The organism is Streptomyces sp. NPDC027962 (assembly GCF_055566095.1).
The window spans coordinates 1-25,538 of sequence record NZ_JBVHTA010000009.1 but is presented as its reverse complement, the minus strand read 5'-3'; the positions used below and the strand labels follow the sequence as shown (position 1 = coordinate 25,538).

Sequence of the window (25,538 nt, the reverse complement as noted above, 5' to 3'; positions counted from 1 at the left end):
TGTCACCGTAACGCACGGTTGGCCCATCTTCACGGGCGAGTAACCGTCTTGTAGCCAAAGATGACGATCACCGGTGCCGCGTCTCGCGACCGGCCCCCGGGGACCGTATCGCAACTGGTCTACACCAGTCTGCAACACCCGTCGAACCAGGCCTGTTCCGGGAGGACCGATGAGCGCCGAGAGCGCGGCCCCGCCGCGGAAGAAGTGGTGGAACGGACTCTTCCAGGGCCTCCAGAAGATCGGCCGAAGCCTCCAGCTGCCGGTCGCCGTCCTCCCCGCGGCCGGTCTGCTGGTCAGCCTCGGCAATCTCTTCGACGCCACGCTGGACGGGCCGTTCTGGGACAGGACTTCCGAGGTCCTGATCAAGGGCGGGGGCGGCATCCTCGACGGCAGTCTCGGCCTTCCCCTGCTTTTCTGCATCGGCGTCGCGATCGGCTTCGCGAAGAAGGCCGACGGCTCAACCGCCCTCGCCGCGGTCGCCGGGTTCCTCGTCTACTACAACGTCCTCAGGGCCTTCCCGGTCGACGGCACGGTGACGGAGGCGATGCCGGACGGTACCCCGCAGAACCCGGGGGTGCTCGGCGGCATCCTGATCGGCCTGCTGACGGCCGTGGTCTGGCAGCGCTACCACCGCACCAGGCTGGTCGACTGGCTGGGCTTCTTCAACGGCCGGCGGCTGGTCCCGATCATCATGGCGTTCCTGTGCTGCGTTCTGGGGGTGCTGTTCGGCCTGCTGTGGGATCCGATCGGTGACGCGCTGACCGTCTTCTCGAAGCGGCTGATCGACCTGGGCGCGTGGGGCGCGGGCATCTTCGGCCTCGCCAACAGGCTGCTGATCCCGATCGGCATGCACCAGTTCCTGAACACGTTCTTCTGGTTCCAGGCGGGCGAGTACGACGACGACGGCACGGTCGTGCAGGGGGACCTGACGCGCTTCTTCGCGGGCGACCCGGACGCCGGGCTGTTCATGTCGGGCTTCTTCCCGATCATGATGTTCGGTCTTCCGGCCGCCGCCCTGGCCATCACCCACTGCGCCCGCCCCGAGCACCGCAAACGGGTCGCGGGGCTGATGTTCTCGGTCGGTCTGACGTCGTTCGTGACCGGGGTGACGGAGCCCATCGAGTTCTCGTTCATGTTCGTGGCGCCACTGCTGTACGGGCTGCACGCGGTGCTCACGGGCGCGTCGATGGCCATCACCTGGGCGCTGGGGGTGCATGCGGGTTTCAGCTTCTCCGCAGGCCTGATCGACTACGTCGTCAACTGGCACCTGGACACGAAGCCGTGGCTGATCCTGCCGATCGGCGCCTGTTTCGCGGTGGTCTACTACGTACTCTTCCGCACAGCGATCACTTTGTTCAACATTCCTACACCCGGTCGCGAGCCGGAGGAGATCCAGCAGGAGATGGAGCGCGACGCCACGAAGTAGGAGCTCCCCCCTGGCAGGCAAGCGCCTCCGAGCCGTTCGGGCCCGGAGGCCTTTGCCTGCATTGACCTGATCGTTATACGCCCCCGGAAATTCGCAGGTTCCTTATCCAACCCTCACCGTGCTACAACAGGTCTACACCACTCAGTGGTGTAGACCATGCGGTCCAGACCACGGACGCATTTCCCCTTTGAGTCGCCGCCCTCCCCCGTTGTCTGTCCTCTGGCGGCGCCTTGCCCACTGGAGGATGTTGATGACCACGGCCAGCGCCACCCCCGGCGCGGACAAGAAGAAGACGGGCGCGGGTGCGATGGCTGTCATGCAGCGCATCGGCCGCAGCCTGATGCTGCCCGTCGCCGTGCTGCCCGCCGCCGCGCTGCTGGTGCGCTTCGGCCAGCCCGACATGCTCGGCAAGGAGTCGTTCCCGGAGTTCATCACCAAGATCGCCGGTTACATGGCGGCCGGTGGCGGCGCCCTGCTCGACAACATGCCGCTGCTGTTCGCCGTCGGCATCGCGATCGGCTTCGCCAAGAAGTCGGACGGCTCCACCGCGCTCGCCGCGGTGACCGGATACCTGGTCTTCAAGAACGTCCTGGCCCAGTTCACGGACAGCAATCTGCCGAAGGTCGCCGCCGTCGCCGACGGCAAGATCGTCATGAACGAGGCCCCGGTCAACGCCGGTGTGCTCGGCGGTGTGGTCATGGGCGTCGTCGTGGCGCTGCTCTACCAGCGCTTCTACCGCACCAAGCTGCCGGACTGGGCGGGCTTCTTCGGCGGCCGCCGGCTCGTCCCGATCCTCTCGGCCTTCGCGGGCCTGGTCATCGGCATCCTCTTCGGCCTGATCTGGCCCTGGCTCGGCACCGGTCTGCACAACCTCGGTGAATGGCTGGTCGGCTCCGGCGCGGTGGGCGCGGGCATCTTCGGCGTCGCCAACCGTGCGCTGATCCCGGTCGGCATGCACCACCTGCTGAACTCCTTCCCGTGGTTCCAGGCCGGCACCTACGAGGGCAAGAGCGGCGACATAGCCCGCTTCCTCGCCGGTGACCCGTCGGCCGGCCAGTTCATGACCGGCTTCTTCCCGATCATGATGTTCGCGCTGCCCGCGGCGTGCCTCGCGATCGTCCACTGCGCCCGCCCCGAGCGCCGCAAGGTCGTCGGCGGCATGATGTTCTCTCTCGCGCTCACCTCGTTCGTCACCGGTGTCACCGAGCCGATCGAGTTCACGTTCATGTTCATCGCGCCGGTGCTGTACGCGGTCCACGCGGTACTGACCGGTGTCTCCATGGCCCTGACCTGGGCTCTCGGAATGAAGGACGGCTTCGGCTTCTCGGCCGGTGCGGTGGACTTCTTCCTGAACCTGGGCATCGCGTCCAACCCTTGGGGTCTCGCCCTCGTGGGTCTGTGCTTCGCGGCGGTCTACTACGCGGTGTTCCGCTTCGCGATCACCAAGTTCAACCTCCCCACGCCGGGCCGCGAGTCCGACGAGGAGCTCGCCGAGCTGCAGAAGGCCGAGGCGAAGTAAGCCGCAGGCCAGACGCCGGGGCCCCCGTCCTGTGGTTCACAGGACGGGGGCCCCGGCCTTTCGGCACGTACGCGCCCGGGCGGGCGAGCGGTCAGATCTCGTAGACCGCGCCCGGATGGGCGACCTCCGTCGGACCGCCGTACACGGCCCTGGCGTCCGCCAGGGTCCGCTCGGGGTCCGTCCACGGCGGGATGTGGGTGAGGACCAGCCGGCCCGCGTTCGCGCGCCGCGCGTACGCGCCCGCCTCACGGCCGTTGAGGTGGAGGTCCGGGATGTCCTCCTTGCCGTGCGTGAAGGACGCCTCGCACAGGAACAGGTCCGCGCCCCGTGCGAGATCGTCGAGTCCGTCGCACACGCCGGTGTCGCCGGAGTACGTCAGCGTCCTGCCGCCGTGCTCGAGCCGGATGCCGTACGCCTCCACGGGGTGGGCCAGCTTCTCCGTCCGTACGGAGAACGGGCCGATCTCGAAGTGGCCCGGCTTCAGCGTGTGGAAGTCGAACACCTCGCTCATGGAGGAGGCGGAGGGGGTGTCGGCGTACGCCGTGGTCAGCCGCTGTTCGGTGCCCTCGGGGCCGTGGACCGGGATGGGGGCGCAGCGGCCGCCGTCGTGGCGGTAGTAGCGGGCGACGAAGTACCCGCACATGTCGATGCAGTGGTCCGCGTGGAGGTGGCTGAGGAAGATGGCGTCGAGGTCGTAGAGACCGCAGTGTCGCTGCAACTCGCCGAGGGCGCCGTTGCCCATGTCGAGGAGCAGCCGGAAGCCGTCGGCCTCTACGAGGTAGCTCGAGCAGGCCGATTCCGCGGACGGGAACGACCCGGAGCAGCCGACGACGGTGAGCTTCATGGAGCTGGAACCTCCGTTGACGGGGAGGGCTGAGGGAAGGTCGTGCGGTCCGTCGAGCGTAAGGCGCGAAAGGGCTGGTCGCTCCTCAGCCGCCCCGTGTTGTGGGTAACGTCACCCCCCGTCCCCGGGTCGGGACGAGGGGTGACATCGCCTGGTTCGTGTGAAGTTATGACCGCTCGCGGCGGAGCACCGGAGGCTCCTGCGGCAACCGTCCGGCGTCACGGCGCGGGCTGGGGTCCCTAGGGCGTGTTTCGAAAGTCCCGCCTGGCCCACGACGCCTGGCACGCACACTCGCTGCGTTGTCGGAGTCATCCAGGTACGTCCAGTACGAGGATGATCCTCCGCCTTGCGATTGCACGCACCAGACGCCGCGGGCCCCGCCCTGCGGGCGGACGACGCTACTTTCGAAACACGCCCTAGGCCCAGAGCTGGCCCTGCAGTGTCTCGATCGCCGCCTCCGTCGTCTCCGCCGTGTAGACGCCTGTCGACAGGTACTTCCAACCGCCGTCGGCCACCACGAAGACGATGTCCGCCGATTCCCCGGCCTTGACGGCCTTCTTGCCGACGCCGATCGCGGCGTGGAGGGCCGCGCCCGCGGAGACGCCCGCGAAGATGCCCTCCTGCTGGAGGAGTTCGCGGGTGCGGGTGACCGCGTCGGCGGAGCCGACCGAGAAGCGGCTGGTGAGGACCGAGGCGTCGTACAGCTCGGGGACGAAGCCCTCGTCGAGGTTGCGCAGGCCGTAGACGAGGTCGTCGTACCGCGGCTCGGCCGCGACGATCTTGACGTCCGGCTTCTGCTCGCGCAGGTAGCGGCCGACGCCCATGAGGGTGCCCGTCGTGCCGAGTCCCGCCACGAAGTGGGTGATGGACGGGAGGTCGGCGAGGATCTCGGGGCCGGTGGTGGCGTAGTGCGCGCCCGTGTTTCCGGGGTTGCCGTACTGGTAGAGCATCACCCAGGTCGGGTTCTGCTCCGCGATCTCCTTGGCCACGCGTACGGCCGTGTTGGAGCCGCCCGCCGCGGGGGACGAGATGATCTCGGCGCCCCACATCTTGAGCAGGTCCCTGCGCTCCTGCGACGTGTTCTCCGGCATGACGCACACGATGCGGTAGCCCTTGAGCTTGGCCGCCATCGCCAGCGAGATGCCGGTGTTGCCGCTGGTGGGCTCGAGGATGGTGCAGCCCGGGGTGAGGCGGCCGTCCTTCTCCGCCTGCTCGACCATGTGGAGCGCGGGGCGATCCTTGATCGAGCCGGTGGGGTTGCGGTCCTCGAGCTTGGCCCAGATGCGGACGTCGTCGGAGGGGGACAGTCGCGGGAGCCGGACCAGGGGCGTGTTGCCGACGGCCGCGAGGGGGGAGTCGTATCGCATCAGCGATCAGACCATGCCGCCGGCGACGGCCGGCAGGATCGTGACGTTGTCGCCGTCGGCGAGCTTGGTGGAGATGCCGTCCAGGAAGCGGACGTCCTCGTCGTTCAGGTAGACGTTGACGAAGCGGCGCAGCTGGTCGCCGTCGACGATGCGCTCCTGGATGCCGTTGTGGCGGGTCTCGAGGTCGGCGAAGAGCTCGGCGAGGTTGTCCCCGTTGCCCTCGACGGCCTTGGCGCCGTCGGTGTAGGGGCGGAGGATGGTCGGGATGCGGACCTCGATGGCCATGGCGTGGGCTCCTGTTGTGGAAGGTGACGTAGGGGCGCGCGGCTGTGGCCCCCGCGCAAGGGGGTGGTGCTGGCTGAGGTGCGCTGGGCTGTCAGGCCGCGGCGCGGGCCGTACACATCGCGCTGGCGAGGCGGCACAGGTCGACGTGCAGCCGCGCCACGAGCAGCAGGGTGCTCGGCGTCTTGTCGCTCACGTCATGGGGAACCATGCGGTCATCGTATCGATTCCCGGTCCGGATCCCGGAGTGTGATCTCGCATTCTGGACACCAGCGGCTCACTATCCGGGCAGGAGGCGGACAAGCGGTGGCCGGAGGGCCGACGGGAGGGCCGCCTGGCTCCGGGGACGTCGGCGGGCAACTGCGGCGTCAGGACGTCGCCCGGCCTTTGGAGGTGACCGCCCTGACGCCTTCAGCGGGCCTCAGTAGGCCGCGACGACCTGCACGTCCTCTTCGGTGATCTCGCCGTCCACGATGCGGAACGAGCGGAACTGGAAGGGGCCCGCACCGTCGGTGTCCGCCGTCGAGACCAGGACGTAGTGGGCGCCGGGCTCGTTGGCGTAGCTGATGTCGGTGCGGGAGGGGTACGCCTCGGTCGCGGTGTGCGAGTGGTAGATGATCACCGGCTCCTCGTCGCGGTCGTCGAGCTCGCGGTAGAGCTTGAGAAGGTCCCCGGAGTCGAACTCGTAGAACGTGGGCGAGCGGGCAGCGTTCAGCATGGGGATGAAGCGCTCGGGGCGGCCGGAGCCCTCCGGTCCGGCGACGACGCCGCAGGCCTCGTCGGGGTGGTCCTCGCGGGCGTGGGCGACGATCTGGTCGAAGAGGGCCTGGGTGATGGTCAGCATGAGCGACAGGATAGGCAGACGGCCTCCGGATACGAGCTCCGGAGGCCATCGGTTGAGACGGGTATCGCCGCCGGGATCAGTCGGACCGGGTGGCGTACTCGCGCGGGGCGCGGTCGGCGATCTGCGGGGTCTTCCGCTTCAGCATCTGCCAGCCGACGGCCAGGCCCAGGGCCCAGACGGCTGCCACGTACAGCGAGATCCGGCCGGCCTCGTCGAGCGCGACCATGCAGGTCACGACGACCAGGAAGAGCAGGGCGACCCAGCTGAAGAGCGCACCGCCGGGAGCGGGGAAGGACGAGGCGCGCAGCCGTCCGGCGTCGACGGCCGAGCGGTAGCGGATGTGGCTGACGAGGATCATCATCCAGGTCCAGATGCCGGCGGCCGTGGCGACGGACACGACGTATCCGAACGCCTTCTCCGGGACGAGGTAGTTGAGGACCACGCCGATGCCCATCAGGGCGACGGAGACGGCGATGCCGACGGCGGGGGTGCGCCGGGCGTTGAGCGTGCCGAGCGCCTTGGGGGCTTCGCCGTTGGCGGCGAGGTCGCGCAGCATTCGGCCGGTGGAGTACATGCCGGAGTTGCAGGACGACAGCGCCGCGGTGAGCACCACGAAGTTGACGATGCCCGCGGCGAGCGGGATGCCGATCTTCTCGAAGGCGTGGACGAACGGGCTCACGCCTGCGGAGAACTCGGTCCACTTCACGACGGACAGGATCACGACCAGGGCGCCGACGTAGAAGATGATGATGCGCCAGGGCAGCGTGTTGATCGCCTTGGGAAGGGTCTTCTCCGGGTTCTCGGACTCGCCGGCGGTCACGCCCACGAGCTCGACGGCGAGGTAGGCGAACATGACGCCCTGCAGGGTCATCAGGCTGGAGCCGATGCCGTTGGGGAAGATCCCGTCGTAGGACCAGAGGTTGGAGACCGAGGCGGTGTCACCGGCGTCGGAGAAACCGAGGGTGAGGACGCCGAGACCGATCACGATCATGCCGATGATCGCGGTGACCTTGATCATCGAGAACCAGAACTCGACCTCGCCGAAGATCTTCACAGAGATCAGGTTGACGCCGAAGAGCACCACCAGGAAGACCAGGGCGCTGACCCACTGCGGGATGTCGGGGAACCAGAAGTGGATGTAGATGGCGGCGGCCGTCAGCTCGGCCATGCCGGTGACGATCCACATCAGCCAATACGTCCAGCCGGTGACGTAACCGAAGAACGGGCCGAGGAACTCCCGGGCGTACTCGGCGAAGGAGCCGGAGACGGGCCGGTAGAGGAGCAGCTCGCCGAGGGCCCGCATGATGAAGAAGATGACGACACCCGCGAGGGCGTACATCAGGATGATGCTGGGTCCGGCCTTGGCGATGTTCGCCCCGGCGCCCATGAACAGGCCCACGCCGATGGCCCCGCCGATGGCGATCATCTGGACCTGGCGGCTCCCGAGTCCACGCTCGTAGCCCTCTTGCGAAGTGTTGCCCCCGGCCTCGCCGCCGGTGTGCTTGTCGACCTGCACCGAGGTCATGGTGATGTGCCTTTCTCCATGCCGATCCGCGCCCGCCGCGTCGCGCGACTGCGGATCAGATCGTGATCCCCCCGGATGTGGATGGAGTGCCACCGGCGGTCTGCCGACTGAAGCGCACTCGGGAAACAGGGGTGACGTCCCCGAGCGATCATGAAGATCTATCACGGCCGCAGCAGTGACCCCCTATGGCAGAAGTGGCCCACACCACAGGGAAAAGCGGACAAAAAACACGCAGAGCAAGGAACGGGTACGCCCGATTTGACGGGACCGTTACCCGGATTTGAGCGTCCGCTGAGCGAACGGGAGCGACAGGAGCCCCATGCACCGATCTCAGGGCATGGGGCTTCCGGCTCTCAGCGCATCAGAGTCTCGACCCTCAGGGCATCAGAGTCTCGACGAGCGTCTCCTGGAGCGCGCCCAGCCACAGATAAGCCATGACCATCGGCTTGCGCGGGTCGGAGTCGGGGAGGCGGTACAGCTGCTCGTTCTCGTCCTCGTCGCCGACCTCGAGGCGGGTACCAATGGTCAGCCGCAGGTCGTTGAGCACACCGAGCCAGTGCCGGCAGCCGTCGGCGTCCAGCTCCAGTACGGCGCTGCCGTCACCGTCCCGCGCCAGGGAGTCGAGGCTCCGCACGACGGCGAGGGCGTCCTCGCGCTTCTTCGTGCGCAGGTCGGCCTCGGTGAAGCGCCTGAAGTCGGAGGAAGCGGCGCGCAGCTCCTCGTCCGGCGCTCCCGCCTCCGGGTCGGCATAGGCGTCCGGGAACAGGCGCGCCAGCGCCGGGTCCGAGGGCGGCTCGCTCGGGCCTTCGGCGAACAGGGCGGCCAGCGGGTCCTGCCCCTGCTCGGGCTCATCGCCGGGCCCGATGAGCTCCAGGAGCTGGACGGCCAGGGAGCGCAGGATCGAGATCTCGACCTCGTCCAGGCGGGCGGCGGCGCCGCCGTCGGTCAGCGGCTCGAAGTGAGAGCTCATCAGCCGCGGTCCTGGGTGAGCGTGGCCCACAGTCCGTATCCGTGCATCGCCTGCACGTCACGCTCCATCTCCTCGCGGGTGCCGCTGGAGACGACAGCGCGTCCCTTGTGATGGACGTCGAGCATCAGCTTGTGCGCCTTGTCCTTGGAGTAGCCGAAGTAGACCTGGAAGACGTAGGTGACATAGCTCATCAGGTTGACCGGGTCGTTGTGCACAAGCGTCACCCAGGGCACGTCCGGCTCGGGGACGACGTGCGTCTCCTCGGCCGATTCCGGTCGTTCGATCTCTACGGGCACAGTCACTCCACCCATGCTGCCACCCGAGGGCCCCTGTCGCACAAACGGCCCCGCCGCCTTGCGGCAACCTTCCGCCAGCACATCTCGTCAGATTGACGAAATGTGCGCTAGCATCGAAGTCATGAACACAGCAGATCTTGGGCTGCCGGTGGACGTGCCGTCGACCGCGCTCTTCACCGACCAGTACGAGTTCACGATGCTGCAGGCGGCACTGAAGGCCGGCACGGCCGAACGGACTTGCGTCTTCGAGGTCTTCACCCGCCGCCTGCCCGAGGGCCGCCGCTACGGCGTGGTCGCGGGAACCGGCCGCGTCCTGGACGCCGTGGAGAACTTCCGCTTCGACGCGGGCGTCCTCGGCTTCCTGAGGGAGCGGCGCATAGTCGACGAGGCGACGCTGAAGTGGCTCGCCGACTACCGCTTCAGCGGCGACATCTGGGGCTACCCCGAGGGCGAGGTGTACTTCCCCGGATCACCGGTCATCCGCGTCGAGGGCTCCTTCGCCGAATGCGTACTCCTCGAGACCGTGATCCTCTCGATCCTCAACCACGACTCGGCCATCGCCGCCGCGGCCTCGCGGATGTCGACGGCCGCCGGCGGACGCAGGCTCATCGAGATGGGCGCGCGCCGCACGCACGAGCTGTCGGCGGTCGCCGCCGCGCGCGCGGCGTACGTGGGCGGCTTCGACTCCACCTCGGATCTCGCGGCAGGCTTCCGCTACGCCATCCCCACCGTCGGCACCAGCGCACACGCCTTCACCCTGCTGCACGACAGCGAGCGCGGCGCCTTCCAGGCACAGGTCGACTCGCTCGGGCGGGGCACCACGCTGCTCGTCGACACCTACGACGTCGCCGAGGCCGTCCGTACGGCCGTCGACGTCGCCGGCCCCGAGCTCGGAGCCGTCCGCATCGACTCCGGTGACCTGCTGCTCGTCGCGCACCGGGTGCGCCAGCAGCTGGACGAGCTGGGCGCGGTCGACACCAAGATCGTCGTCACCTCCGACCTCGACGAATACGCGATCGCCTCGCTGGCCGCCGCCCCGGTCGACGCGTACGGCGTCGGCACCCAGGTGGTCACCGGCAGCGGGCACCCCACCTGCTCGATGGTCTACAAGCTCGTCGCCCGCGCGCAGTCCGCCGATCCCGCGGCGCCGCTCCAGGCCGTGGCCAAGAAGTCCCTGGGCGGCAAGCTGTCCGTCGGCGGCTGCAAGTGGGCCGCGCGCCGCGTGGACGCGTACGGAGTCGCGGAGGCCGAGGTCATCGGGGTCGGCGAGGTACCCGTGGAGCTCGCGGATCGGGCACTGCTCGTGGAGCTGGTCAAGGGCGGCGAGGTCGTCGCCCGCGAGCCGCTGGACGCGGCACGCGACCGTCACATCGCGGCACGGGCCGAACTGCCGATGTCCGCGGTCCAGCTCTCGCGGGGCGAGCCCGTGATCCCGACCGAGTACGCATGAGCGGCGGGGTACGCATGAACGCCGGGCGAATGGGCAGGCGATCCGCACCCACCGTGGCGTGCGGACCACGCCCCCTCCCGCGCGGCGTGTCGAGTGGCTACGCTCGGTAGTTCGCACCCGGCGCACGGGCGGCAGTTCGCACCCGGCGCGCGAGCCGGCCGCCCCGCTTCTCCGCCCTCCCCGCCGACCTCCCTCCCCACCGAAGGACACCCGCCATGCACCGCGCGTTGATCGTCGTGGACGTTCAGAACGACTTCTGCGAGGGCGGCAGCCTCGCGGTGGCGGGGGGTGCCGATGTCGCAGCCGCCATCACCGACCTGATCGGCCAGGCCCAGCCGGGCTACCGCTACGTGGTCGCCACCCGCGACCACCACATCGAACCGGGCAGCCACTTCTCCGACGACCCCGACTTCGTCGACTCCTGGCCGCCGCACTGCGTCGCCGGCACGGAAGGCGTCGGCTTCCACCCCAACTTCGCGCCGGCCGTCGCGTCGGGCGCGATCGCCGCGGTCTTCGACAAGGGTGCGTACGCGGCTGCGTACAGCGGCTTCGAAGGCACCGACGAGAACGGCTCGACGCTGGCGGAGTGGCTGCGCGCGCACGACGTCACCGAGGTCGACGTGGTCGGCATCGCCACGGACCACTGCGTCCGCGCCACCGCGCTCGACGCGGCACGGGAGGGCTTCAGGACGCAGGTCCTGCTGGACCTGACGGCGGGTGTCGCCGAGGAGACGACGGCGCGGGCGCTGGACCAGCTGCGGGAAGCGGACGTGGAACTGACGGGCAAGCCGGTGGTCTGACGGGGGCGCCCGCGGCGGGCGGTTCCTCGTGGCCCGCCCGCGCAGCGGCCCCCTGTCCGGCCCGCACCCGGCACCGCGCCCCGCGCGGTGTCCTCGATCGCCCGACGGGCTGAGGCTGCCCAGCAGCTCCTGCCTCACCAAGGAGCGGGCCCGGGGCCTTGTCCGCGTGGCAGCACACTGCGGCCCCGGCACCGCGCCACGCGCGGTGTCCTCGATCGCCCGACGGGCTGAGGCTGCCCAGCAACTCCTGCCTCACCGATGAGCGGGGCCCGAGGCACCGCCGCGCCCGCGCGGCGGCAGGCGCGGGGGTCCGGGGCTCTGCCCCGGTTTCGGGAAGGGGCGGGGGTGGGAGGCGGGCCCCTTGCGGGACTACGCCGGGCGGCGGAGGAGGGCTCGGGCCGGATGCCAGAGTTCTGCTGTCGCGTTCCGGTCGGGACGCCACAGCAGGCCGTCCGGGTGGTGCAGCACCGCCGTGATCTCGTCCGGCGTCGGCGGCTCCGCGTTGCCCCGCAGATAGACCGCTCTGAGCCCGAGGTTGCGCAGTCGCGTCAGCGCTCTCGCGCGGTTCACCGCGTGGACCAGGAAGCGGACCGTTCCCTCGCCGCCGGCCGGGCTCGGCAGATTGAGCGCGACGACCACGCTGCCGTTCGGCAGCTTGCAGAAACCTCCGCCGGGCATGCGGAACCACTCCCCCGTGAGCTCACTGTCAATAAGAACTTCGTCAGACGCACCTAAACACGATCGGCCGCCGCCCGCTAGAGGGCGACGGCCGATCATGATTTGACCTGCGGTGTTACGGATTACTTGGTCGACGGACCAACCTTGACGGTGATCGTCCGGCCGTTGCGCGGCTCCTTGACGATCGAGATCTTGGTGTTGGTGTCAGTTACCTTGACGCTGCCCGTCGGGTTCTCGGCGTACCAGTAGACGCCCTTGCGGTCGTCGAAGACCGGGTTGCCGCGCTGCGAGGCGATCCACTGCGGCTTGTCCGCGTTGTGCAGCCAGAAGCTGTCCGTGCGGTAGCGGCTGAACGTCGAGTCGAACGTCTGGATCTTGTTGCGCAGCAGCGTGCCGTCCGCCCACTTCATCGGCTTGGCGTGGGCATCGACCGGAAGGATCAGACCCTGCCCGTGGTGGGCGCTGGTGTTGTTGTCCTTCTGGGAGGTGTCCCACTGCCAGATCATCAGCCCGTTCTGGTACGGGTAGTGCTCGACCCAGTTGTCCTTGGGCGCCTTGAAGCCGAAGTTGTACGGACCGACCTTGAGGGTGGTGTCGTACGACACGTACTGGCGGTTCTCGGCGATGTAGTACTGCTCGTAGTCGAGCGTGAAGGACTCGCCGATGCGGTTGAAGCCCTGGGCGGTCCAGCCCTCGGCCTCGCCCTCGGCGTTGTCCGAGAACACCGGTGCGCCGTCGGCCTTGATGGTGATGCTGTCGGCCGCGAAGCCCTTGCCCGCCACGCCGCCGTCCGTCTGGTAGCGGAAGCGGACGTCGACCTTCTTGCCCGCGTACGCGTCCAGCGAGTAGGCGAGCTTCTTGTGGCCCTCCGACGGGCCTGTCAGCGCCGGCTTGTCGCTGGCGTCACGGGTGATGGCCTTGCCGTCGGCCGTGCCGTCCACCGCCGTCCAGTTGGCGCCGCCGTCCGTCGACACCTCTGTGTAGAGGTAGTCGTAGTCGGCCTCGATGTCCCACCAGCCGTCGAGCTCCAGCGAAGCCGTGGACTTGCCGGTGAGGTCGACCGTGCGACTCAGGGTGTTCTTGAGGTCGTCACCCATGTCGCTCCACCACTGCTTGGAGCCCTCGGCGGGCTTCACGACAGTCGTGGTGACGGGCTTCTTCGGGAGCTCGACGACGAGCGCCTGCGGCTTCTTGGTGTTGTACGCCGACACACCCAGAGTGTGGCGGGACTTCGTCGCCGCCTTGGCCGTCTCGTAGTTGAGCCAGCCCAGCTGCAGCTTGTCCCAGGCGGTCATGTCGCCCGGGAGGTCGCCGATGGACTCCCTGCCGGTGCCGAGCCAGGAGCCCGCCGACATCAGGGTCCAGTAGCCGGTCGAGTTCTCGCCGCCGCCGGAGGTGTCGTAGTGGTCCGGCAGGCCGAGGTCGTGGCCGTACTCGTGGGCGAAGACCCCGAGGCCGCCGTTCTCCGGCTGCACGGTGTAGTCGCCGACCCAGATACCGGTGTTGCCGATCTGGGTGCCGCCGGCCTTGTTGTTCGCCGGGCCGGACTTGCCGGCGTCGGTGCCGTAGGCGTACCAGCGGTGCGCCCAGAGGGCGTTCGGGCCCTCCGCGCCGCCGCCGGCCGACTCGTCCTCACCGGCGTGGACGAACTGGAAGTGGTCGATGTAGCCGTCGGACTCGTTGAAGTTGCCGTCGGCGTCGTGGTCGTACCGGTCCCACTTGTCGTACTCGGCGAGCGTCGCCTTGATCTCGGCGTCGGTCTTGCCCTTGGCCTTCTGGTCGGCGGCCCAGGCGTTCACGCCGTCGCGGACGGCGTCCCAGGCGTTGGCGCAGTTGGACTGGCCGCAGTAGTTCGAGCCGTAACGGGCCTCGTTGTACTCGACCTTGACCCAGTCGGAGACCGTGCCGTCGACCGAGTAGCGGCCCGAGGAGGCCTTCTCGTAGTACGTCTTCAGCGACTGCTTCTGCTGCCCCTTCTTGTCCTTGCCGGAGCCGAAGTAGAGGTCCTGGAAGTGCTCTTGGTCGTAGTCCGCCTGCCAGGCGGTCGAGTTGTCCTTCGACCGGTCGGGCTCGGCGATCTTGTTGTGCAGCGGACCGGGCGCGCCGCCGTACTTCTTGACCGGCGGCTTGGGGCCGTCGGCGCCGTCCGGGTCGAACATCGTGGTGTCGTCGACCTTGTCGCCGAACTCCACGAGGATGGTGAAGATCTTGTCGGTCTTCTCCCGGGCGAGCTCGACGTACTTCTTGTCGTCGAGCTTGATCACCTTGGAGCCGCCGCGCGACTGCACGGTCGCGTCGCCGGAGATGACCTGTTCGAGGGCCGCCTGGCGCTGCTGCTCCTGCTGCTTGCTGAACGGACCCTCGAGGTCGTGCTCGACATGGCCCTTGTGCGGCGCGGGGTCGCGCCGCTCTATGCCCGCAGGGTCCGACGACTTCTGGCCGTCGGCCTGCGCACTGGTGAACGCAGACGCGGTCGCGGTGGTCGCGGCAAGGGCCACGAGCACCGCGGATGCTCTGAACGTCCGTCGCTTGCTGGTCACTTGATGGTGTCCTCCCCCGCGTTCCGTCGCCGCCGCGGACCGGTTTGTGGGGTCGTCCGCGCGGGCGGTATACGCGTCTCAAGTGACGACATTCGACCGGAGTTGAAGAAGAAAAGACAGTCCTTGACTTGGACATACCAACTGCACTATGCAGAAGCACAGCTCCGCTATGCGGACGATGTCGAATCAGGACAAGAGGCGCACAGTTTCAGCCACTTGGCCGGTCGCATGACCCCGTGCGCCCCCCGTGCATCGACACACATCGGCACCGCGGGTTAGGTCACGCTTACTGCTGGTTCCACTGGGGCATCCACCGTCGTAGAGTCTGCTGCCAGTGCGAACTGTCCCAGAGACTCAAGACCTGCCACTGTCCCGAGGACGGATACCGTCATGCCGCGTCCGACTGCCGCACAGCTCGCCTACGGTTCGGCCACCGTCGTCTTCTCGACGGTCGCCCTCCTGCTGCTGACCCGCACCACCAACGGCGTCGCGGTCGCCGCGATCGGAATCGCCTCTCTGGGACTTGGACTGCTGGTCGCTCTGGCGCTGCCCGTGCGCCGCGCCACCGGGAAGGCCGAAACCGCCCGTGCGGCGACGGCCGCCTCCGCCGCCGCCCCGGTCGGTCTCACCACCCATGTATCCGAGGTCCGCGCCCACTCCGGCGCCGAGGCCCGGGTCGGCGAGCATTCGCTACGCCGCTGACACCACCACCGTCTTGCCCGCCTTGTCGTGCAGGCCCTGCCGGTACGGCTTGTCGGTGAACACCGTGATGAGGATGACCAGCCACCAGACGCAGAAGCAGCACACCAGCGCCGGCACCCACAGCACCACGGCGCGCACCAGTGAGGAGCGGGTGTCGGGCACCCGGCCGTCGTTGAGCATCGCGACGCGCAACTTCATGATCTTCTTGCCGACGGTCTGGCCGTCCCTCCTCGTCATGATCGTGTCGTAACCGACGTACGCGACAAGGGAGATCAGCGACCACAGCCACTGCCGGCCGGGGTTCACCCGGTCCGTGACATCGCCCCAGTCGTCGCCCCAGTCGTCGCCGCCGGTGGCCACGTCGAGGCCGCCGAAGAGCAGCGAGATGAGAAACAGCGGCACGAAAACAATGATCACGTCGATGATCCGGGCCAGCACGCGCTTGCCGAAGTCGGCGAGCGGTGGCATGCCCGAAAGGGGGTCGGCTCCTCCGTACGGCCCGCCGTACGCCCCCCCGTCGTACGGCGGGGGCTGACCGCCGCCGTAGGGGCCACCGGTACCGCCCGCGCCGTACGGACCGCCGGCACCGCCCGCTCCGCCGGTGCCGCCCGCTCCGCCGGGCGGAGAGTCGTAAGGCGAACCGCCGCCGCGCGTCGGGCCGTCCGACGGGGGCGGGGTCGGACCCCCGGGTCCCTGCGGCTCCTGCGGCTTCTTGCGGAAGGGGTCGTCCTCGGGCGGCTGGCCGGGCGGCGGCTGGTCGTTGCTCATGGGGGCAGTGCACCTTGCCCCCAACGCCCCCGCAACGGCTCGCGCGCGTTCGGGGGAACCCCCGCGCGAGAGCCGTCCGGAAGAGGCGGAAGACCGGTCAGCCGGTCACGAACGTGTGCGCCGCCTTGTCATGCCAGCACTGCCGCCACGGGCGGTCGAACAGGCACCACAGGACATTGAGCACGCCCACGACGAGTACGCCGAGCACGCTGTAGAGAAGCCAGCGGCGCAGCGCGCCGCCGAACGACGGCGGCTCATGGGTCTCGATGTCCACGACCTTGAGCCCGCAGATCTTCTTGCCGACGGTCCGGCCCCACTTGGCGGTCGGCAGCGACTCGTAGAGCAGACCGAGGACGAGCAGGGCGCCGAGGACGATGCCGATGTGGCCCGCCGTGGTGGCGTCGAGCAGCCAGACGGTCACCGTCTCGCCGGACAGCTTCGCCGCCTCGATCTTGCCGTCGATGTGGGTGCGCGCCTGGTCGAAGACCGGTACGGCGACGGCACCGACGAGCGCGCCGAGCAGCACGGTGTCGATCAGGCGGGCGGCGAGACGCTTGCCGAGGGCCGCGGGACGGGCCGCCGCCTGGGCCTGGGCGGCGGCCAGGAACGGGTCGTTGACCGGCGGCTTCCACGGGAGGACGGGCTCACTCTCATCGGCGCCCGGGGACTGCGCGAGCTGGTGCACCTGCTGTGCCCAGGAGGCCGCGCCGCCGCCGGCGCTGGTGGTGACGGGCGGCTGGGACTGGGCGGGCACCTGCTGCTGGGGCACGGCCGGCTGAGCCTGGGGCGCTTGGGCCTGGGCCTGCTGCACGGGAGTCGGCCGGGCATGCGGCTGGGGCCGGGCGGTCGCGCCGGCCTGCGGGGCGCGTTGGGCCGGACCCTGCTGGGCCGCGGCCGCATCCACGTCCGCCCCGAGCGCACGGATCGTCATCGTCCCGTCGGCCTGCGGGGCGGACCCGCCCGGCCGCTGGGGGCGGATGGTGACGGTGTTCTCGGCGGGCTGGTGCGGCTTGGGCGAACGGCCGGGGCCGTCATCGGCGGCGGCACTCGTCCCCGTACCTGACGGGGCGGCGCCGCCGGGGCGCGGCGCACGGATGGCGACGGTGCCGTCCGTCGGCGGCTCACCGCCGGCGGACGGGCCGCCCGGCGAACGGACACCGCCGGGGATTTCGTCGTCGGCGGGCCCGCCCTGCGGACCCGCGGAGCGCATGCCGGGCAGCCTGCCCCCGGTCGGGTCGGCGGACGGTGCGTCGGACGCGGCCCGGCGCGGGTCGGACGCTGCCGGCCGCTCGGGCGTACGGGGATCGGTGCCGCCCCACGACACCCGGCTGCCCATGTCGCCGCCGAAACCGGCCTGGCGTGCGACGTCCGCCTGCCAGGCGCTCGCCGGTTCGGGGCGTGACGGCCCGCCTGCGGGCTCCTCGTCGAGGAAGACCGGGCCCGTCTCCTCCACGGAGGGCGCGGGTGGGGCGGGGGCCGCCACGGCCGGGGCCGGGGAAGCCGCCGAACGGGGCGGCGTGGGCATCGCCTCGCCCGCCTTCGGGGCGGGCCTGCTCGTACCGGGCACCCATGCCGCGCCGTTCCAGTACCGGACATATCCGGGAATGGACGGGTCCGGGTAGTAGCCGGGCGTGGGGCTGCCGTCGCCGGTTGCCGGGGTTGGGGCGCTCATCACCGTGGTCCCGTATCTCTTCGAGGCCTCAATTCAAGGCACCACATCTATCAGACCCGCGACCACCCCTGGGCCGGTCCTGCCGTAACGACCACTTTCCGGTAACGATGCCATCACGGAAAGTTACTACCGAAACCCGCGTAATGGTGGCGGCGGGAGCCTGTCTCTTCCTGTGAGGCCCGATCGGCGGGCCGCCCAGAAGGCGTACAGGAAGGAAGCGGCCATGCACACCGTGGTGGAACGTGAGCTCGAACTGAACCTGGTGCTGTCCCCCGAGCGCAGCATCCCCGTCCCGGCACGGATGACCTACCGCACCGAGGACCCGTACGCCGTGCACATCGTCTTCCACGTCGGCTCCGACCATCCCGTCAACTGGACGTTCGCCCGCGAGCTGCTGGTCGAAGGGGTGTTCCGGCCCGCCGGAACCGGGGACGTGAGGGTCTGGCCGTCGAAGAACGAAGGCCGCGGCGTTGTCCTCATGGCTTTGAGTTCACCCGATGGTGAGGCCTTGCTGGAGGCGCCGTCGACGGCGGTCTCCGGGTGGCTGGAGCGGACCCTGCGGATGGTCCCCCCGGGTTCGGAGTCGAAGCAGCTCGGTATCGACGACGCCCTCGCCGAGCTGCTCGCGCCGGCCGGCGCGGACGAGCTGCGCGCACACGGTCCCTCCGGTGACGCGCAGGACGGCGACGCCTGATCGGCGTCGCGTCCGGGCCGGTCGAGTGCGCGGGACGACCGCGGCCTCACGCACGCGTACACCCGGGACGACCGCGGCCTCACGCACGCGTACACCCGGGACGACCGCGGCCTCACGCACGCGTACACCCGGGACGACCGCAGCCTCAGAAGAGTTTGCCCGGGTTGAGGATGCCGAGCGGGTCGAAGGTCTGCTTGATGCCACGCTGCAACTCCAGGCTCACCGGTCCCAGTTCGCGGGCCAGCCACTCCTTCTTCAGCACGCCGACGCCGTGTTCGCCGGTGATGGTGCCGCCCAGTTCCAGGCCGAGCGCCATGATCTCGTCGAAGGACTCGCGGGCACGCCGCGACTCGTCGGCGTCGAGGTGGTCGAAGCATACGACGGGGTGGGTGTTGCCGTCGCCGGCGTGCGCGCAGACGCCGATGGTCAGGTCGTACTTCTCCGCGATCGCGGCCGTTCCCTCGATCATGGCGCCGAGTTTCGAGCGCGGTACGCACACGTCGTCGATCATCGTCGCGGACTTGACGGTCTCCAGTGCCGTCAGCGACATCCGGCGGGCCTGGAGCAGCAGTTCGGACTCGGCGGCGGTGTCGGCGGGCACCACTTCGCTCGCGCCGGCGGCCTCGCACAACGCACCGACGGCGGCCAGGTCGGCCGCGGGGTCCGGTGTGTCGAAGGCGGCGAGGAGCAGGGCCTCGGTGGTCTCGGGGAGCCCCATGTTGGCCAGTTTGTTGACGGCATGGACGGTGGTGCGGTCCATGATCTCGAGCAGTGAGGGCGTGTGGCCGCGTTCCATGATCGCGCAGACGGCGTCGCAGGCGGTGGCCGCGGAGGGGAACTCGGCGGCCAGGACGAGCTGCGCGGGCGGCTGCGGACGCAGCGCCAGGACCGCCTCGACGACGATGCCGAGGCTGCCCTCGGAGCCGACGAAGAGCCGCGTCAGGTCGTAACCGGCGACGCCCTTGGCGGTGCGCCGGCCGGTGTTCAGCAGCCGCCCGTCGGCGAGGACGACTTTCAGCCCGAGGACGTATTCGGCCGTCACGCCGTACTTGACGCAGCACAGGCCGCCGGAGGCGGTGCCGATATTGCCGCCGATCGTGCACATCTCCCAGCTGGAGGGGTCCGGCGGGTAGTACAGGCCGTGCGCGCCCACGGCGCGTGAGAGCACGGCGTTGACGACGCCCGGCTCGACGACGGCGATCCGGTCGACCGGGCTGATCTCCAGGATCCGGTCCATCTTGGTCAGGGACAGCACGATGCAGCCGTCGGACGCGTTGGCCGCGCCGGAGAGGCCCGTACGGGCACCCTGCGGGACGACGGGCACGCGTAGTTCCGTGGCGGTGCGCATGACGTGCTGCACCTGCTCGACGGTGCGCGGCAGTACGACGACGGCGGGGGTGCCCGCCGCGCAGAAGCTCGCCATGTCGTTCCCGTACGACGCGGTGACGTCCGGATCGGTGATGAAGGCTTCGGCGGGAAGACCTGTGCGCAGCCGCTCGAGGAGATCGTCCATGATCCCCAGCCTCGCACCGGGGGCCATCGGTGTGAACCCGTATGTGTTCCGTTCCATGGGTCAGAGTGTGTTCTTCGTATTGGCTGGGCGCTGCCGCACAGTGAGCGCCATGAGGAGCGAAACCCTGAAGAAAGCCGCTGTCAGCACGCTGGTCGGCGCGACACTGGTCACCGGGGTGATCATGCTCGCGCCCGGTTGGAAGAAGGAGCCCCCGCCGCCGCCGCCCGCGTCGGGGCCCGCGGCGCGGGCGCTCGCCGCGGCCGACACGGGCGCGCCGGCCTCGGTCGCCGATCTGAACGCACTGATCCGCGATCGGGAGAAACTCGTCCGCGACTATCCGGACGACGCGCTGTCGTGGGCCCAGCTGGGTTCGGCGTACGTCGAACGGGGGACACGGCTCGGGCGGACGGACCACTACCCGAAGGCGGAACGCGCGCTGCAACGCTCGCTGCGCGAGGTCCCGGCCTCCGAGGGCAACGTCGAGGCGCTGGTCGGGCTGGCCGAGCTGGCCAATGCCCGGCACGACTTCGCAGGGGCGCGTGGATACGCGGAGAGCGCCAGAAAGCAGAAGCCGAAGCGCTGGACCGTGTATCCGCCCCTGATCGACGCGTACAACGGGCTCGGCAAGTACACCGAAGCCGGCAAGGCCATGGACAAGCTGGTGGAGCTGCACTCCGGGCCGCAGGCGCAGGGGCGGGAAGTGACCGTCTACTGGAACCGGGGCTGGCGCGAGGACGCCGCGGCACTGGCGTACGGCGCCACCGCGAACTCCCGGACCCCCATCGAGCGGGCCATGGCCCTGCACCGCCAGGGCGAACTGGCCTGGGAGCGGGGCGAGCCCGAGGACGCGGTCGAGCACTACACCGACGCGCTGAAGGCCGTGCCCGGGCACTACCGGTCACTGGCCGGACGGGCCCGGGCCCTGGCCGCACTCGACCGCACCGACGAGGCGCTGCGCGACTACGATGCTGCGCTGAAGAAGCTGCCCCTGCCCGAGTACCTGCTCGAGTCGGGCGAGCTGTACGAGTCGCTGGGACTGAACGGGGACGCCACGACCCGGTACGAGCTCCTGCGCAAGCAGGTCACCCGCGCCGGGGAGCACGGTGTCGACGGGAATCTGGTCCTGGCCCGCTACGAGGCCGACCACGGCGACCCGGCGGCCGCGGTGCGCCGTATGCAGGGCGAGTGGCGGCGCGGCCACCGCAGCGTGGAGGTCGCGGACACGATGGGCTGGGCCCTGTACAAGGCGGGCCGGCCGGAGGACGGGCTGCCGTTCGCGAAACTCGCCGACCACCAGGGGGTGCGCAGCGCGCTGGTCTCGTACCACCTCGGGCAGATCCAGCGCACGCTGGGCAACTACGGTCCGGCGCGGCGCCACATCGACGAGGCGCTGCGGACGAATCCGCACTTCTCTCCGCTGCTCGCGCCGCGGGCGGAGGCGGCTCAGGAGTCACTCGGCGAACCGCCGCTGGAAGGGCCTGCGGACGTGATGGGCGAGCCGTGGGACACGGAGGAGTCGGAGTCACCGTCGGAGTCACCGTCGGAATCGCCGTCGAGGTCGCCGTCAGAATCGCCTGAACCGCCGTCCGCGCCGTCGCCTTCGCCCTCTGATTCGCCGGGGCCGCCGTCGTCCGCCGAGGGACCGTCGTCGCCCGCTCCGGCACCGTCGTTCGCGGCGGCTTCCGAACCAGCGACGGCGTCACCGGCTGCGGCGCGACCCGCTCCGCAGGTGCGTCCGGTCCTGCCGTCGGCGCCGGCGGCCGCGAGCAGCTGACCGGCTGCGGCGCCGGACGGCTCCCGCGGCACAGCGACGGCCCCACGGGGTCAGGTCCGTGAGGCCGCTGCTGTGGCCGGCGGCGGGGCGGTTACAGGTTTCCGCGCTTCTCCTGCTCGCGCTCGATCGCCTCGAAGAGCGCCTTGAAGTTGCCCTTGCCGAAGCCCATCGAACCGTGCCGCTCGATCATCTCGAAGAAGACCGTGGGGCGGTCCTGGACCGGCTTGGTGAAGATCTGCAGCAGGTAGCCGTCCTCGTCCCGGTCGACGAGGATCTTCAGCTCGCGCAGCGTCTCGACGGGCACCCGGGTCTCACCGGCCCACTCGCCGAGGGTGTCGTAGTACGAGTCGGGGGTGTCGAGGAACTGCACACCCGCGGCGCGCATGGAGCGGACGGTCGCGACGATGTCGTTGGTGGCGAGCGCGATGTGCTGCACGCCGGCGCCGCCGTAGAACTCGAGGTACTCGTCGATCTGCGACTTCTTCTTCGCGATCGCCGGCTCGTTGATCGGGAACTTCACCTTCAGCGTGCCGTCGGCGACGACCTTCGACATGAGGGCGGAGTACTCGGTGGCGATGTCGTCGCCCACGAACTCCTTCATGTTGGTGAAGCCCATGACGTTGTTGTAGAACGCCACCCAGTCGTTCATCTTGCCGAGCTCGACGTTGCCCACGCAGTGGTCGATGGCCTGGAAGGTGCGCTTGGCCGGCGGCTCGACCATCGGGTCGGCGGCGACGAAGCCGGGCAGGTACGGGCCGTCGTAGCCGCTGCGCTCGACGAGCGTGTGGCGGGTCTTGCCGTAGGTGGCGATCGCCGCCAGCACGACCGTGCCGTTCTCGTCCTTGACCTCGTACGGCTCGGTGATGCCGGTGGCGCCGTGCTCGACCGCGTACGCGTACGCCTTGCGGGCGTCCGGCACCTCGATGGCCAGGTCGATGACGCCGTCGCCGTGCTCGGCGACGTGCTCGGTGAGGAAGCGGCCCCAGTCGGTGGACGCCTTGACCACGGAGGTGAAGACGAAGCGGGCGGCGCCGTTGGTGAGGACGTAACTCGCGGTCTCGCGGCTGCCGTTCTCCGGTCCGGAGTAGGCGACGAGCTTCATGCCGAAGGCCGTGGAGTAGTAGTGGGCGGCCTGCTTGGCGTTGCCGACGGCGAAGACGACCGCGTCCATTCCCTTGACCGGGAAGGGGTCGGCCTGCCGCGCGGTGTTCGGGGTGTGATCCATGGTCTTAGTCATGCCAGCAGGCTCTCCCTGTTCCACAAGGTGCGCAATAGTTTGTCTCTCGACTGGGCAATCTGCACATCCCTAAGCAGGGATTGCCGGGCGTTCTGTACAGGATGACCATCAGGAGGACCTCATGGCGATCGATCATCTGGACGGGCGGCTCATCGTGCTGCTGGCACGCGAACCGCGGATCGGCGTGCTGGAGGCGTCCCGGCGGCTCGGCGTGGCACGCGGCACGGTCCAGGCACGCATGGACCGGCTCCAGGCGAACGGCGTCATCCGCGGTTTCGGCCCGGACGTAGACCCCGCAGCCCTCGGCTATCCGGTGACTGCGTTCGCGACGCTGGAGATCAAACAGGGGCAGGGCGCGGACGTGCGGGCGCACCTGGCCACCGTTCCCGAGGTGCTCGAGCTGCACACCACCACCGGCCACGGCGACATGCTCTGCCGGCTCGTGGCCCGCTCCAACGCCGATCTCCAGCGGGTGATCGACCGGGTGGTCGGCTTCGAGGGGATCGTCCGGGCGTCGACGGCGATCGTCATGGAGAACCCGGTGCCGCTGCGGATCATCCCGTTGGTGGAGCAGGCGGCGGAGGACTCACGGAGCTCTTGAGGCTCACTTGCAAAGAAGTGATTGCATAAAAGGCGTTGCAAGGGTTTCTTTGCAACGCTACCTTTGCATGTATGAGCGAGAGCGAGTACGAGGAAGAAGGCGCGGCCGAGGCCGGCGCGCGCAAGCTCCACAGGCTGAACCCGCGCTCACTGCGCGGCATCGCCCACCCACTGCGGATGCGCCTGCTGACGGTGCTGCGCCAGGACGGCCCCGCGACCGCCTCCCGGCTCGCGGAGAAGCTCGGCGAGTCCAGCGGCGCCACCAGCTACCACCTGCGTCAGCTCGCGGCGCACGGCTTCGTCGAGGACGACCCGGAGCGCGGCAAGGGCCGGGAGCGGTGGTGGAAGGCATCCATGGACGGCATGCTCTTCGACGAATCCCTTTACAGCGACCCCGACCCGGCGGTGCGCGGAGCGGCCGACCTGTACCTCCACGAGCACGCGACCATGCACACCCAGGAGGTCGCCACCTGGCTCGGCAGCCAGCGGGACTGGCCCGAGGAGTGGCGGCGCAGCTCCGACCTCAGCGACTTCACGCTGCGCCTGACCCCCACTCAGGCCTTCGAGCTCAACGAGAAACTCCACGCCCTCATCGAGAGCTACCGCGACCAGGCGCCCGCCCCCGGTACGGAAGGCGCCGCCCAGGTCCGTCTGCACACCCACCTGCTGCCACGCGCCAGAGACTGAGGGGACACGGAACCATGCACAGCGACGTCCATCTGATGCTGCACCACCTGCGCGCCGACGAGCTGCGCACGGCCGCCGCGCGCGCGGTGCCCCGCGAGCCGATACGCACCCGGCTGGGCTGGGCCCTCGTCGACATGGGACTGCGCCTGGTGCACCAGGCGACCGCGCCCGGCACTGCCACGACCCGTCTCGCGTGAGCGGGCGAAAGGAACCAGGCGCCAACGGGCGCACCGAGGCCCGCTCGCCGCCGTGCTGTTCCCGGAGGGTGCGGGCGCTACCGTCCCGGCGGCCGGTGCGGGCGCGGACGCCGCCGGCCCCGGCGTCAGCAACTCGGGACCTTCCCGCCCCGCTCCAGCGAACGAAGCGAATCCACCGCGCCCTTGAGCGTCGTGACGGGGATCAGGCGCATCCCTGCGGGCAGTTCCGCCTGCGCGTCGGAGCACTCGGCCTTCGGCACCAGGAACACCGTCGCCCCGTCGCGCTTGGCCGCCTGGGTCTTCAGCGACACCCCGCCGACCGCGCCGACCTTTCCGTCGGCGCTGATCGTCCCCGTACCGGCGATGTTCCGGCCGCCGGTCAGGTCGCCGCCGGAGCCGTCGCCCTCGAGCTTGTCGATGATGCCCAGCGAGAAGAGGAGACCGGCGCTCGGACCGCCCACGTCGGCGAGATGCAGCGAGACCTTCACCTTCGCGGGGTCCTCACCGAGATAGGAAAGCGCCGCCCGGGCGGCGACGTCCTGCGACTCCTCCATGTCCTCGACGTTGTGCCGCTCGATCTCCTGCTCCGACTTGCCGGCCGGGTAGACGGCGTCGCGGGGCAGGACGGCGCGGTCGGTACGGAACCAGCCATCGGCCACATCGCCGAGATCGACGTCGGCCGCCGGACCCGTCGCCACGATCGTCGTCATCCGCAGAGCGCCCTCCGTCTTGCGGGTCGGCGCGCCGGAGATCGTGATGACCTGCCTGCCCTGGTCCTTGCCGAGCACGTCGGCGGTCATCCCGGGCTGTGCCACGACGAACGGCAGCGGCGCGAACCCGGCGACGGCGAGCAGCGCGACGACGGGCAGAGCGCAGACGGCGAGGGCGCGGGGGCGCGTGAGACTGGAGAGCACGGAGCCAACCTATCGGCCCGGCCATGCCCGGGGCTGGTCCGGGCGGGGGCGGGGGCCGCCGCGCGCTCGTGGTCGGCCCGGTCCGGGGACGTGGCGTTTCCGGGAGTGTCCGCGTGGTGGCCCGGTCCGGGGGTGTGGTGTTTCCCGGGGGTGTCCCTGCCTTGTGGGTGGTGTGGGGGTCGGGGCCTCCGGAGGGGGGTGTCCGGAATGGCTTTCCTCACCGCGCTTCGCGCGAGTTG

25 protein-coding genes are annotated in these 25,538 nt (G+C 69.8%); 10 read left to right on the top strand and 15 right to left on the bottom strand.

Translation table 11 applies throughout. The annotated features are described in order from the left end of the window. The first annotated feature begins 169 nt into the window (after window positions 1-169). Together ACZ4SA_RS11205 and ACZ4SA_RS11200 are read left to right on the top strand one after the other, a co-directional pair. Window positions 170-1,426 (top strand): PTS transporter subunit EIIC, encoded by a 1,257-nt coding sequence (locus ACZ4SA_RS11205; protein WP_468272434.1) that lies wholly within the window; start codon window positions 170-172, stop codon window positions 1,424-1,426. Between the two features lie 250 nt (window positions 1,427-1,676). After that, window positions 1,677-2,945, top strand: a complete 1,269-nt coding sequence (locus ACZ4SA_RS11200; RefSeq protein ID WP_468272432.1) for a PTS transporter subunit EIIC — start codon at window positions 1,677-1,679, stop codon at window positions 2,943-2,945. Between the two features lie 91 nt (window positions 2,946-3,036). Here the strand turns inward: ACZ4SA_RS11200 and ACZ4SA_RS11195 are convergent, their stop codons facing one another. The 8 genes from ACZ4SA_RS11195 to clpS form a co-directional block, all read right to left on the bottom strand. Further along, window positions 3,037-3,789 (bottom strand): MBL fold metallo-hydrolase, encoded by a 753-nt coding sequence (locus ACZ4SA_RS11195; protein ID WP_468272430.1) that lies wholly within the window; start codon window positions 3,787-3,789, stop codon window positions 3,037-3,039. Between the two features lie 416 nt (window positions 3,790-4,205). Then, window positions 4,206-5,156, bottom strand: a complete 951-nt coding sequence (locus ACZ4SA_RS11190) for a PLP-dependent cysteine synthase family protein (protein ID WP_468272428.1) — start codon at window positions 5,154-5,156, stop codon at window positions 4,206-4,208. A 6-nt stretch (window positions 5,157-5,162) separates the two neighbouring features. Then, window positions 5,163-5,441: a MoaD/ThiS family protein gene (locus ACZ4SA_RS11185; protein WP_468272425.1), complete on the bottom strand. Its 279-nt coding sequence runs from the start codon at window positions 5,439-5,441 to the stop codon at window positions 5,163-5,165. Between the two features lie 91 nt (window positions 5,442-5,532). Beyond that, window positions 5,533-5,649, bottom strand: a complete 117-nt coding sequence (locus ACZ4SA_RS11180) for a putative leader peptide (protein ID WP_356630550.1) — start codon at window positions 5,647-5,649, stop codon at window positions 5,533-5,535. Between the two features lie 210 nt (window positions 5,650-5,859). Further along, on the bottom strand, window positions 5,860-6,282 hold the full coding sequence (locus ACZ4SA_RS11175) for a M67 family metallopeptidase (protein ID WP_468272422.1): 423 nt from the start codon (window positions 6,280-6,282) through the stop codon (window positions 5,860-5,862). A 76-nt stretch (window positions 6,283-6,358) separates the two neighbouring features. After that, window positions 6,359-7,807 carry an amino acid permease gene (locus tag ACZ4SA_RS11170; protein WP_468272420.1) on the bottom strand — a complete coding sequence of 483 codons (1,449 nt, stop codon included), beginning with the start codon at window positions 7,805-7,807 and terminating at the stop codon, window positions 6,359-6,361. 376 nt (window positions 7,808-8,183) lie between these two features. Then, on the bottom strand, window positions 8,184-8,777 hold the full coding sequence (locus ACZ4SA_RS11165) for a DUF2017 domain-containing protein (RefSeq protein ID WP_468272418.1): 594 nt from the start codon (window positions 8,775-8,777) through the stop codon (window positions 8,184-8,186). Further along, window positions 8,777-9,088, bottom strand: coding sequence for an ATP-dependent Clp protease adapter ClpS (gene clpS, locus ACZ4SA_RS11160; RefSeq protein ID WP_468272416.1), 312 nt, complete (start codon window positions 9,086-9,088; stop codon window positions 8,777-8,779). Before clpS ends, ACZ4SA_RS11165 begins: the two co-directional genes overlap by 1 nt. A 106-nt stretch (window positions 9,089-9,194) precedes the next feature. Here clpS and ACZ4SA_RS11155 point away from each other — a divergent pair, with 106 nt between their 5' ends. Beyond that, a complete protein-coding gene (locus tag ACZ4SA_RS11155; RefSeq protein ID WP_468272413.1) occupies window positions 9,195-10,523 on the top strand; it encodes a nicotinate phosphoribosyltransferase in 1,329 nt (442 codons plus the stop codon). A gap of 215 nt (window positions 10,524-10,738) precedes the next feature. Then, entirely contained in the window at window positions 10,739-11,323 is a 585-nt protein-coding gene (locus ACZ4SA_RS11150) for an isochorismatase family protein (protein ID WP_468272411.1), read from the top strand. A 369-nt stretch (window positions 11,324-11,692) separates the two neighbouring features. On the opposite strand, the gene ACZ4SA_RS11145 is transcribed toward ACZ4SA_RS11150, so the two are convergent. Together ACZ4SA_RS11145 and ACZ4SA_RS11140 are read right to left on the bottom strand one after the other, a co-directional pair. Further along, complete coding sequence (locus ACZ4SA_RS11145; RefSeq protein WP_468272409.1) at window positions 11,693-12,001, bottom strand: hypothetical protein; 309 nt, start codon at window positions 11,999-12,001, stop codon at window positions 11,693-11,695. A gap of 122 nt (window positions 12,002-12,123) precedes the next feature. Then, the gene (locus ACZ4SA_RS11140; protein ID WP_468272406.1) at window positions 12,124-14,541 is read right to left on the bottom strand and encodes an immune inhibitor A domain-containing protein; all 2,418 of its coding nucleotides are present in this window, start codon (window positions 14,539-14,541) and stop codon (window positions 12,124-12,126) included. A gap of 390 nt (window positions 14,542-14,931) precedes the next feature. Here ACZ4SA_RS11140 and ACZ4SA_RS11135 point away from each other — a divergent pair, with 390 nt between their 5' ends. Then, window positions 14,932-15,243 (top strand): hypothetical protein, encoded by a 312-nt coding sequence (locus tag ACZ4SA_RS11135; protein WP_468272403.1) that lies wholly within the window; start codon window positions 14,932-14,934, stop codon window positions 15,241-15,243. Here the strand turns inward: ACZ4SA_RS11135 and ACZ4SA_RS11130 are convergent. Together ACZ4SA_RS11130 and ACZ4SA_RS11125 are read right to left on the bottom strand one after the other, a co-directional pair. Beyond that, window positions 15,232-16,011 (bottom strand): RDD family protein, encoded by a 780-nt coding sequence (locus ACZ4SA_RS11130; protein ID WP_468272401.1) that lies wholly within the window; start codon window positions 16,009-16,011, stop codon window positions 15,232-15,234. The two genes, ACZ4SA_RS11135 and ACZ4SA_RS11130, sit on opposite strands and share 12 nt — an antisense overlap. Before the next feature lie 97 nt (window positions 16,012-16,108). Next, window positions 16,109-17,683, bottom strand: coding sequence for an RDD family protein (locus ACZ4SA_RS11125; RefSeq protein ID WP_468272398.1), 1,575 nt, complete (start codon window positions 17,681-17,683; stop codon window positions 16,109-16,111). 223 nt (window positions 17,684-17,906) lie between these two features. On the opposite strand from ACZ4SA_RS11125, the gene ACZ4SA_RS11120 reads away from it, so the two are divergent. Beyond that, on the top strand, window positions 17,907-18,377 hold the full coding sequence (locus ACZ4SA_RS11120) for an SsgA family sporulation/cell division regulator (RefSeq protein WP_468272396.1): 471 nt from the start codon (window positions 17,907-17,909) through the stop codon (window positions 18,375-18,377). A gap of 145 nt (window positions 18,378-18,522) precedes the next feature. On the opposite strand, the gene ACZ4SA_RS11115 is transcribed toward ACZ4SA_RS11120, so the two are convergent. Beyond that, the gene (locus ACZ4SA_RS11115) at window positions 18,523-19,890 is read right to left on the bottom strand and encodes an FAD-binding oxidoreductase (RefSeq protein ID WP_468272779.1); all 1,368 of its coding nucleotides are present in this window, start codon (window positions 19,888-19,890) and stop codon (window positions 18,523-18,525) included. A 109-nt stretch (window positions 19,891-19,999) separates the two neighbouring features. Here ACZ4SA_RS11115 and ACZ4SA_RS11110 point away from each other — a divergent pair, with 109 nt between their 5' ends. After that, complete coding sequence (locus ACZ4SA_RS11110) at window positions 20,000-21,664, top strand: tetratricopeptide repeat protein (RefSeq protein WP_468272393.1); 1,665 nt, start codon at window positions 20,000-20,002, stop codon at window positions 21,662-21,664. A 91-nt stretch (window positions 21,665-21,755) separates the two neighbouring features. Here the strand turns inward: ACZ4SA_RS11110 and hppD are convergent, their stop codons facing one another. After that, window positions 21,756-22,901, bottom strand: coding sequence for a 4-hydroxyphenylpyruvate dioxygenase (hppD, locus tag ACZ4SA_RS11105; protein ID WP_468272390.1), 1,146 nt, complete (start codon window positions 22,899-22,901; stop codon window positions 21,756-21,758). Between the two features lie 121 nt (window positions 22,902-23,022). On the opposite strand from hppD, the gene ACZ4SA_RS11100 reads away from it, so the two are divergent. The 3 genes from ACZ4SA_RS11100 to ACZ4SA_RS11090 all read left to right on the top strand — a co-directional run bounded on the left by ACZ4SA_RS11100 (window position 23,023) and on the right by ACZ4SA_RS11090 (window position 24,385). After that, window positions 23,023-23,502: an Lrp/AsnC family transcriptional regulator gene (locus tag ACZ4SA_RS11100; protein WP_468272388.1), complete on the top strand. Its 480-nt coding sequence runs from the start codon at window positions 23,023-23,025 to the stop codon at window positions 23,500-23,502. A gap of 71 nt (window positions 23,503-23,573) precedes the next feature. After that, window positions 23,574-24,188 carry an ArsR/SmtB family transcription factor gene (locus ACZ4SA_RS11095; protein ID WP_468272385.1) on the top strand — a complete coding sequence of 205 codons (615 nt, stop codon included), beginning with the start codon at window positions 23,574-23,576 and terminating at the stop codon, window positions 24,186-24,188. A gap of 14 nt (window positions 24,189-24,202) precedes the next feature. After that, entirely contained in the window at window positions 24,203-24,385 is a 183-nt protein-coding gene (locus ACZ4SA_RS11090) for a hypothetical protein (RefSeq protein ID WP_468272383.1), read from the top strand. A gap of 125 nt (window positions 24,386-24,510) precedes the next feature. Here the strand turns inward: ACZ4SA_RS11090 and ACZ4SA_RS11085 are convergent, their stop codons facing one another. Next, entirely contained in the window at window positions 24,511-25,299 is a 789-nt protein-coding gene (locus ACZ4SA_RS11085) for a YlbL family protein (protein WP_468272380.1), read from the bottom strand. Window positions 25,300-25,538: the final 239 nt, after the last annotated feature.

Excerpts from the sequence above, each read along its gene's own strand:
- ACZ4SA_RS11205 (WP_468272434.1), top strand. The coding sequence starts at position 170 with ATGAGCGCCGAGAGCGCGGCCCCGCCGCGGAAGAAGTGGTGGAACGGA.
- ACZ4SA_RS11200 (WP_468272432.1), top strand. The coding sequence starts at position 1,677 with ATGACCACGGCCAGCGCCACCCCCGGCGCGGACAAGAAGAAGACGGGC.
- ACZ4SA_RS11195 (WP_468272430.1), bottom strand. The coding sequence starts at position 3,789 with ATGAAGCTCACCGTCGTCGGCTGCTCCGGGTCGTTCCCGTCCGCGGAA.
- ACZ4SA_RS11190 (WP_468272428.1), bottom strand. The coding sequence starts at position 5,156 with ATGCGATACGACTCCCCCCTCGCGGCCGTCGGCAACACGCCCCTGGTC.
- ACZ4SA_RS11185 (WP_468272425.1), bottom strand. The coding sequence starts at position 5,441 with ATGGCCATCGAGGTCCGCATCCCGACCATCCTCCGCCCCTACACCGAC.
- ACZ4SA_RS11180 (WP_356630550.1), bottom strand. The coding sequence starts at position 5,649 with ATGGTTCCCCATGACGTGAGCGACAAGACGCCGAGCACCCTGCTGCTC.
- ACZ4SA_RS11175 (WP_468272422.1), bottom strand. The coding sequence starts at position 6,282 with ATGCTGACCATCACCCAGGCCCTCTTCGACCAGATCGTCGCCCACGCC.
- ACZ4SA_RS11170 (WP_468272420.1), bottom strand. The coding sequence starts at position 7,807 with ATGACCTCGGTGCAGGTCGACAAGCACACCGGCGGCGAGGCCGGGGGC.
- ACZ4SA_RS11165 (WP_468272418.1), bottom strand. The coding sequence starts at position 8,777 with ATGAGCTCTCACTTCGAGCCGCTGACCGACGGCGGCGCCGCCGCCCGC.
- clpS (WP_468272416.1), bottom strand. The coding sequence starts at position 9,088 with ATGGGTGGAGTGACTGTGCCCGTAGAGATCGAACGACCGGAATCGGCC.
- ACZ4SA_RS11155 (WP_468272413.1), top strand. The coding sequence starts at position 9,195 with ATGAACACAGCAGATCTTGGGCTGCCGGTGGACGTGCCGTCGACCGCG.
- ACZ4SA_RS11150 (WP_468272411.1), top strand. The coding sequence starts at position 10,739 with ATGCACCGCGCGTTGATCGTCGTGGACGTTCAGAACGACTTCTGCGAG.
- ACZ4SA_RS11145 (WP_468272409.1), bottom strand. The coding sequence starts at position 12,001 with ATGCCCGGCGGAGGTTTCTGCAAGCTGCCGAACGGCAGCGTGGTCGTC.
- ACZ4SA_RS11135 (WP_468272403.1), top strand. The coding sequence starts at position 14,932 with ATGCCGCGTCCGACTGCCGCACAGCTCGCCTACGGTTCGGCCACCGTC.
- ACZ4SA_RS11130 (WP_468272401.1), bottom strand. The coding sequence starts at position 16,011 with ATGAGCAACGACCAGCCGCCGCCCGGCCAGCCGCCCGAGGACGACCCC.
- ACZ4SA_RS11125 (WP_468272398.1), bottom strand. The coding sequence starts at position 17,683 with ATGAGCGCCCCAACCCCGGCAACCGGCGACGGCAGCCCCACGCCCGGC.
- ACZ4SA_RS11120 (WP_468272396.1), top strand. The coding sequence starts at position 17,907 with ATGCACACCGTGGTGGAACGTGAGCTCGAACTGAACCTGGTGCTGTCC.
- ACZ4SA_RS11115 (WP_468272779.1), bottom strand. The coding sequence starts at position 19,890 with ATGGACGATCTCCTCGAGCGGCTGCGCACAGGTCTTCCCGCCGAAGCC.
- ACZ4SA_RS11110 (WP_468272393.1), top strand. The coding sequence starts at position 20,000 with ATGAGGAGCGAAACCCTGAAGAAAGCCGCTGTCAGCACGCTGGTCGGC.
- hppD (WP_468272390.1), bottom strand. The coding sequence starts at position 22,901 with ATGACTAAGACCATGGATCACACCCCGAACACCGCGCGGCAGGCCGAC.
- ACZ4SA_RS11100 (WP_468272388.1), top strand. The coding sequence starts at position 23,023 with ATGGCGATCGATCATCTGGACGGGCGGCTCATCGTGCTGCTGGCACGC.
- ACZ4SA_RS11095 (WP_468272385.1), top strand. The coding sequence starts at position 23,574 with ATGAGCGAGAGCGAGTACGAGGAAGAAGGCGCGGCCGAGGCCGGCGCG.
- ACZ4SA_RS11090 (WP_468272383.1), top strand. The coding sequence starts at position 24,203 with ATGCACAGCGACGTCCATCTGATGCTGCACCACCTGCGCGCCGACGAG.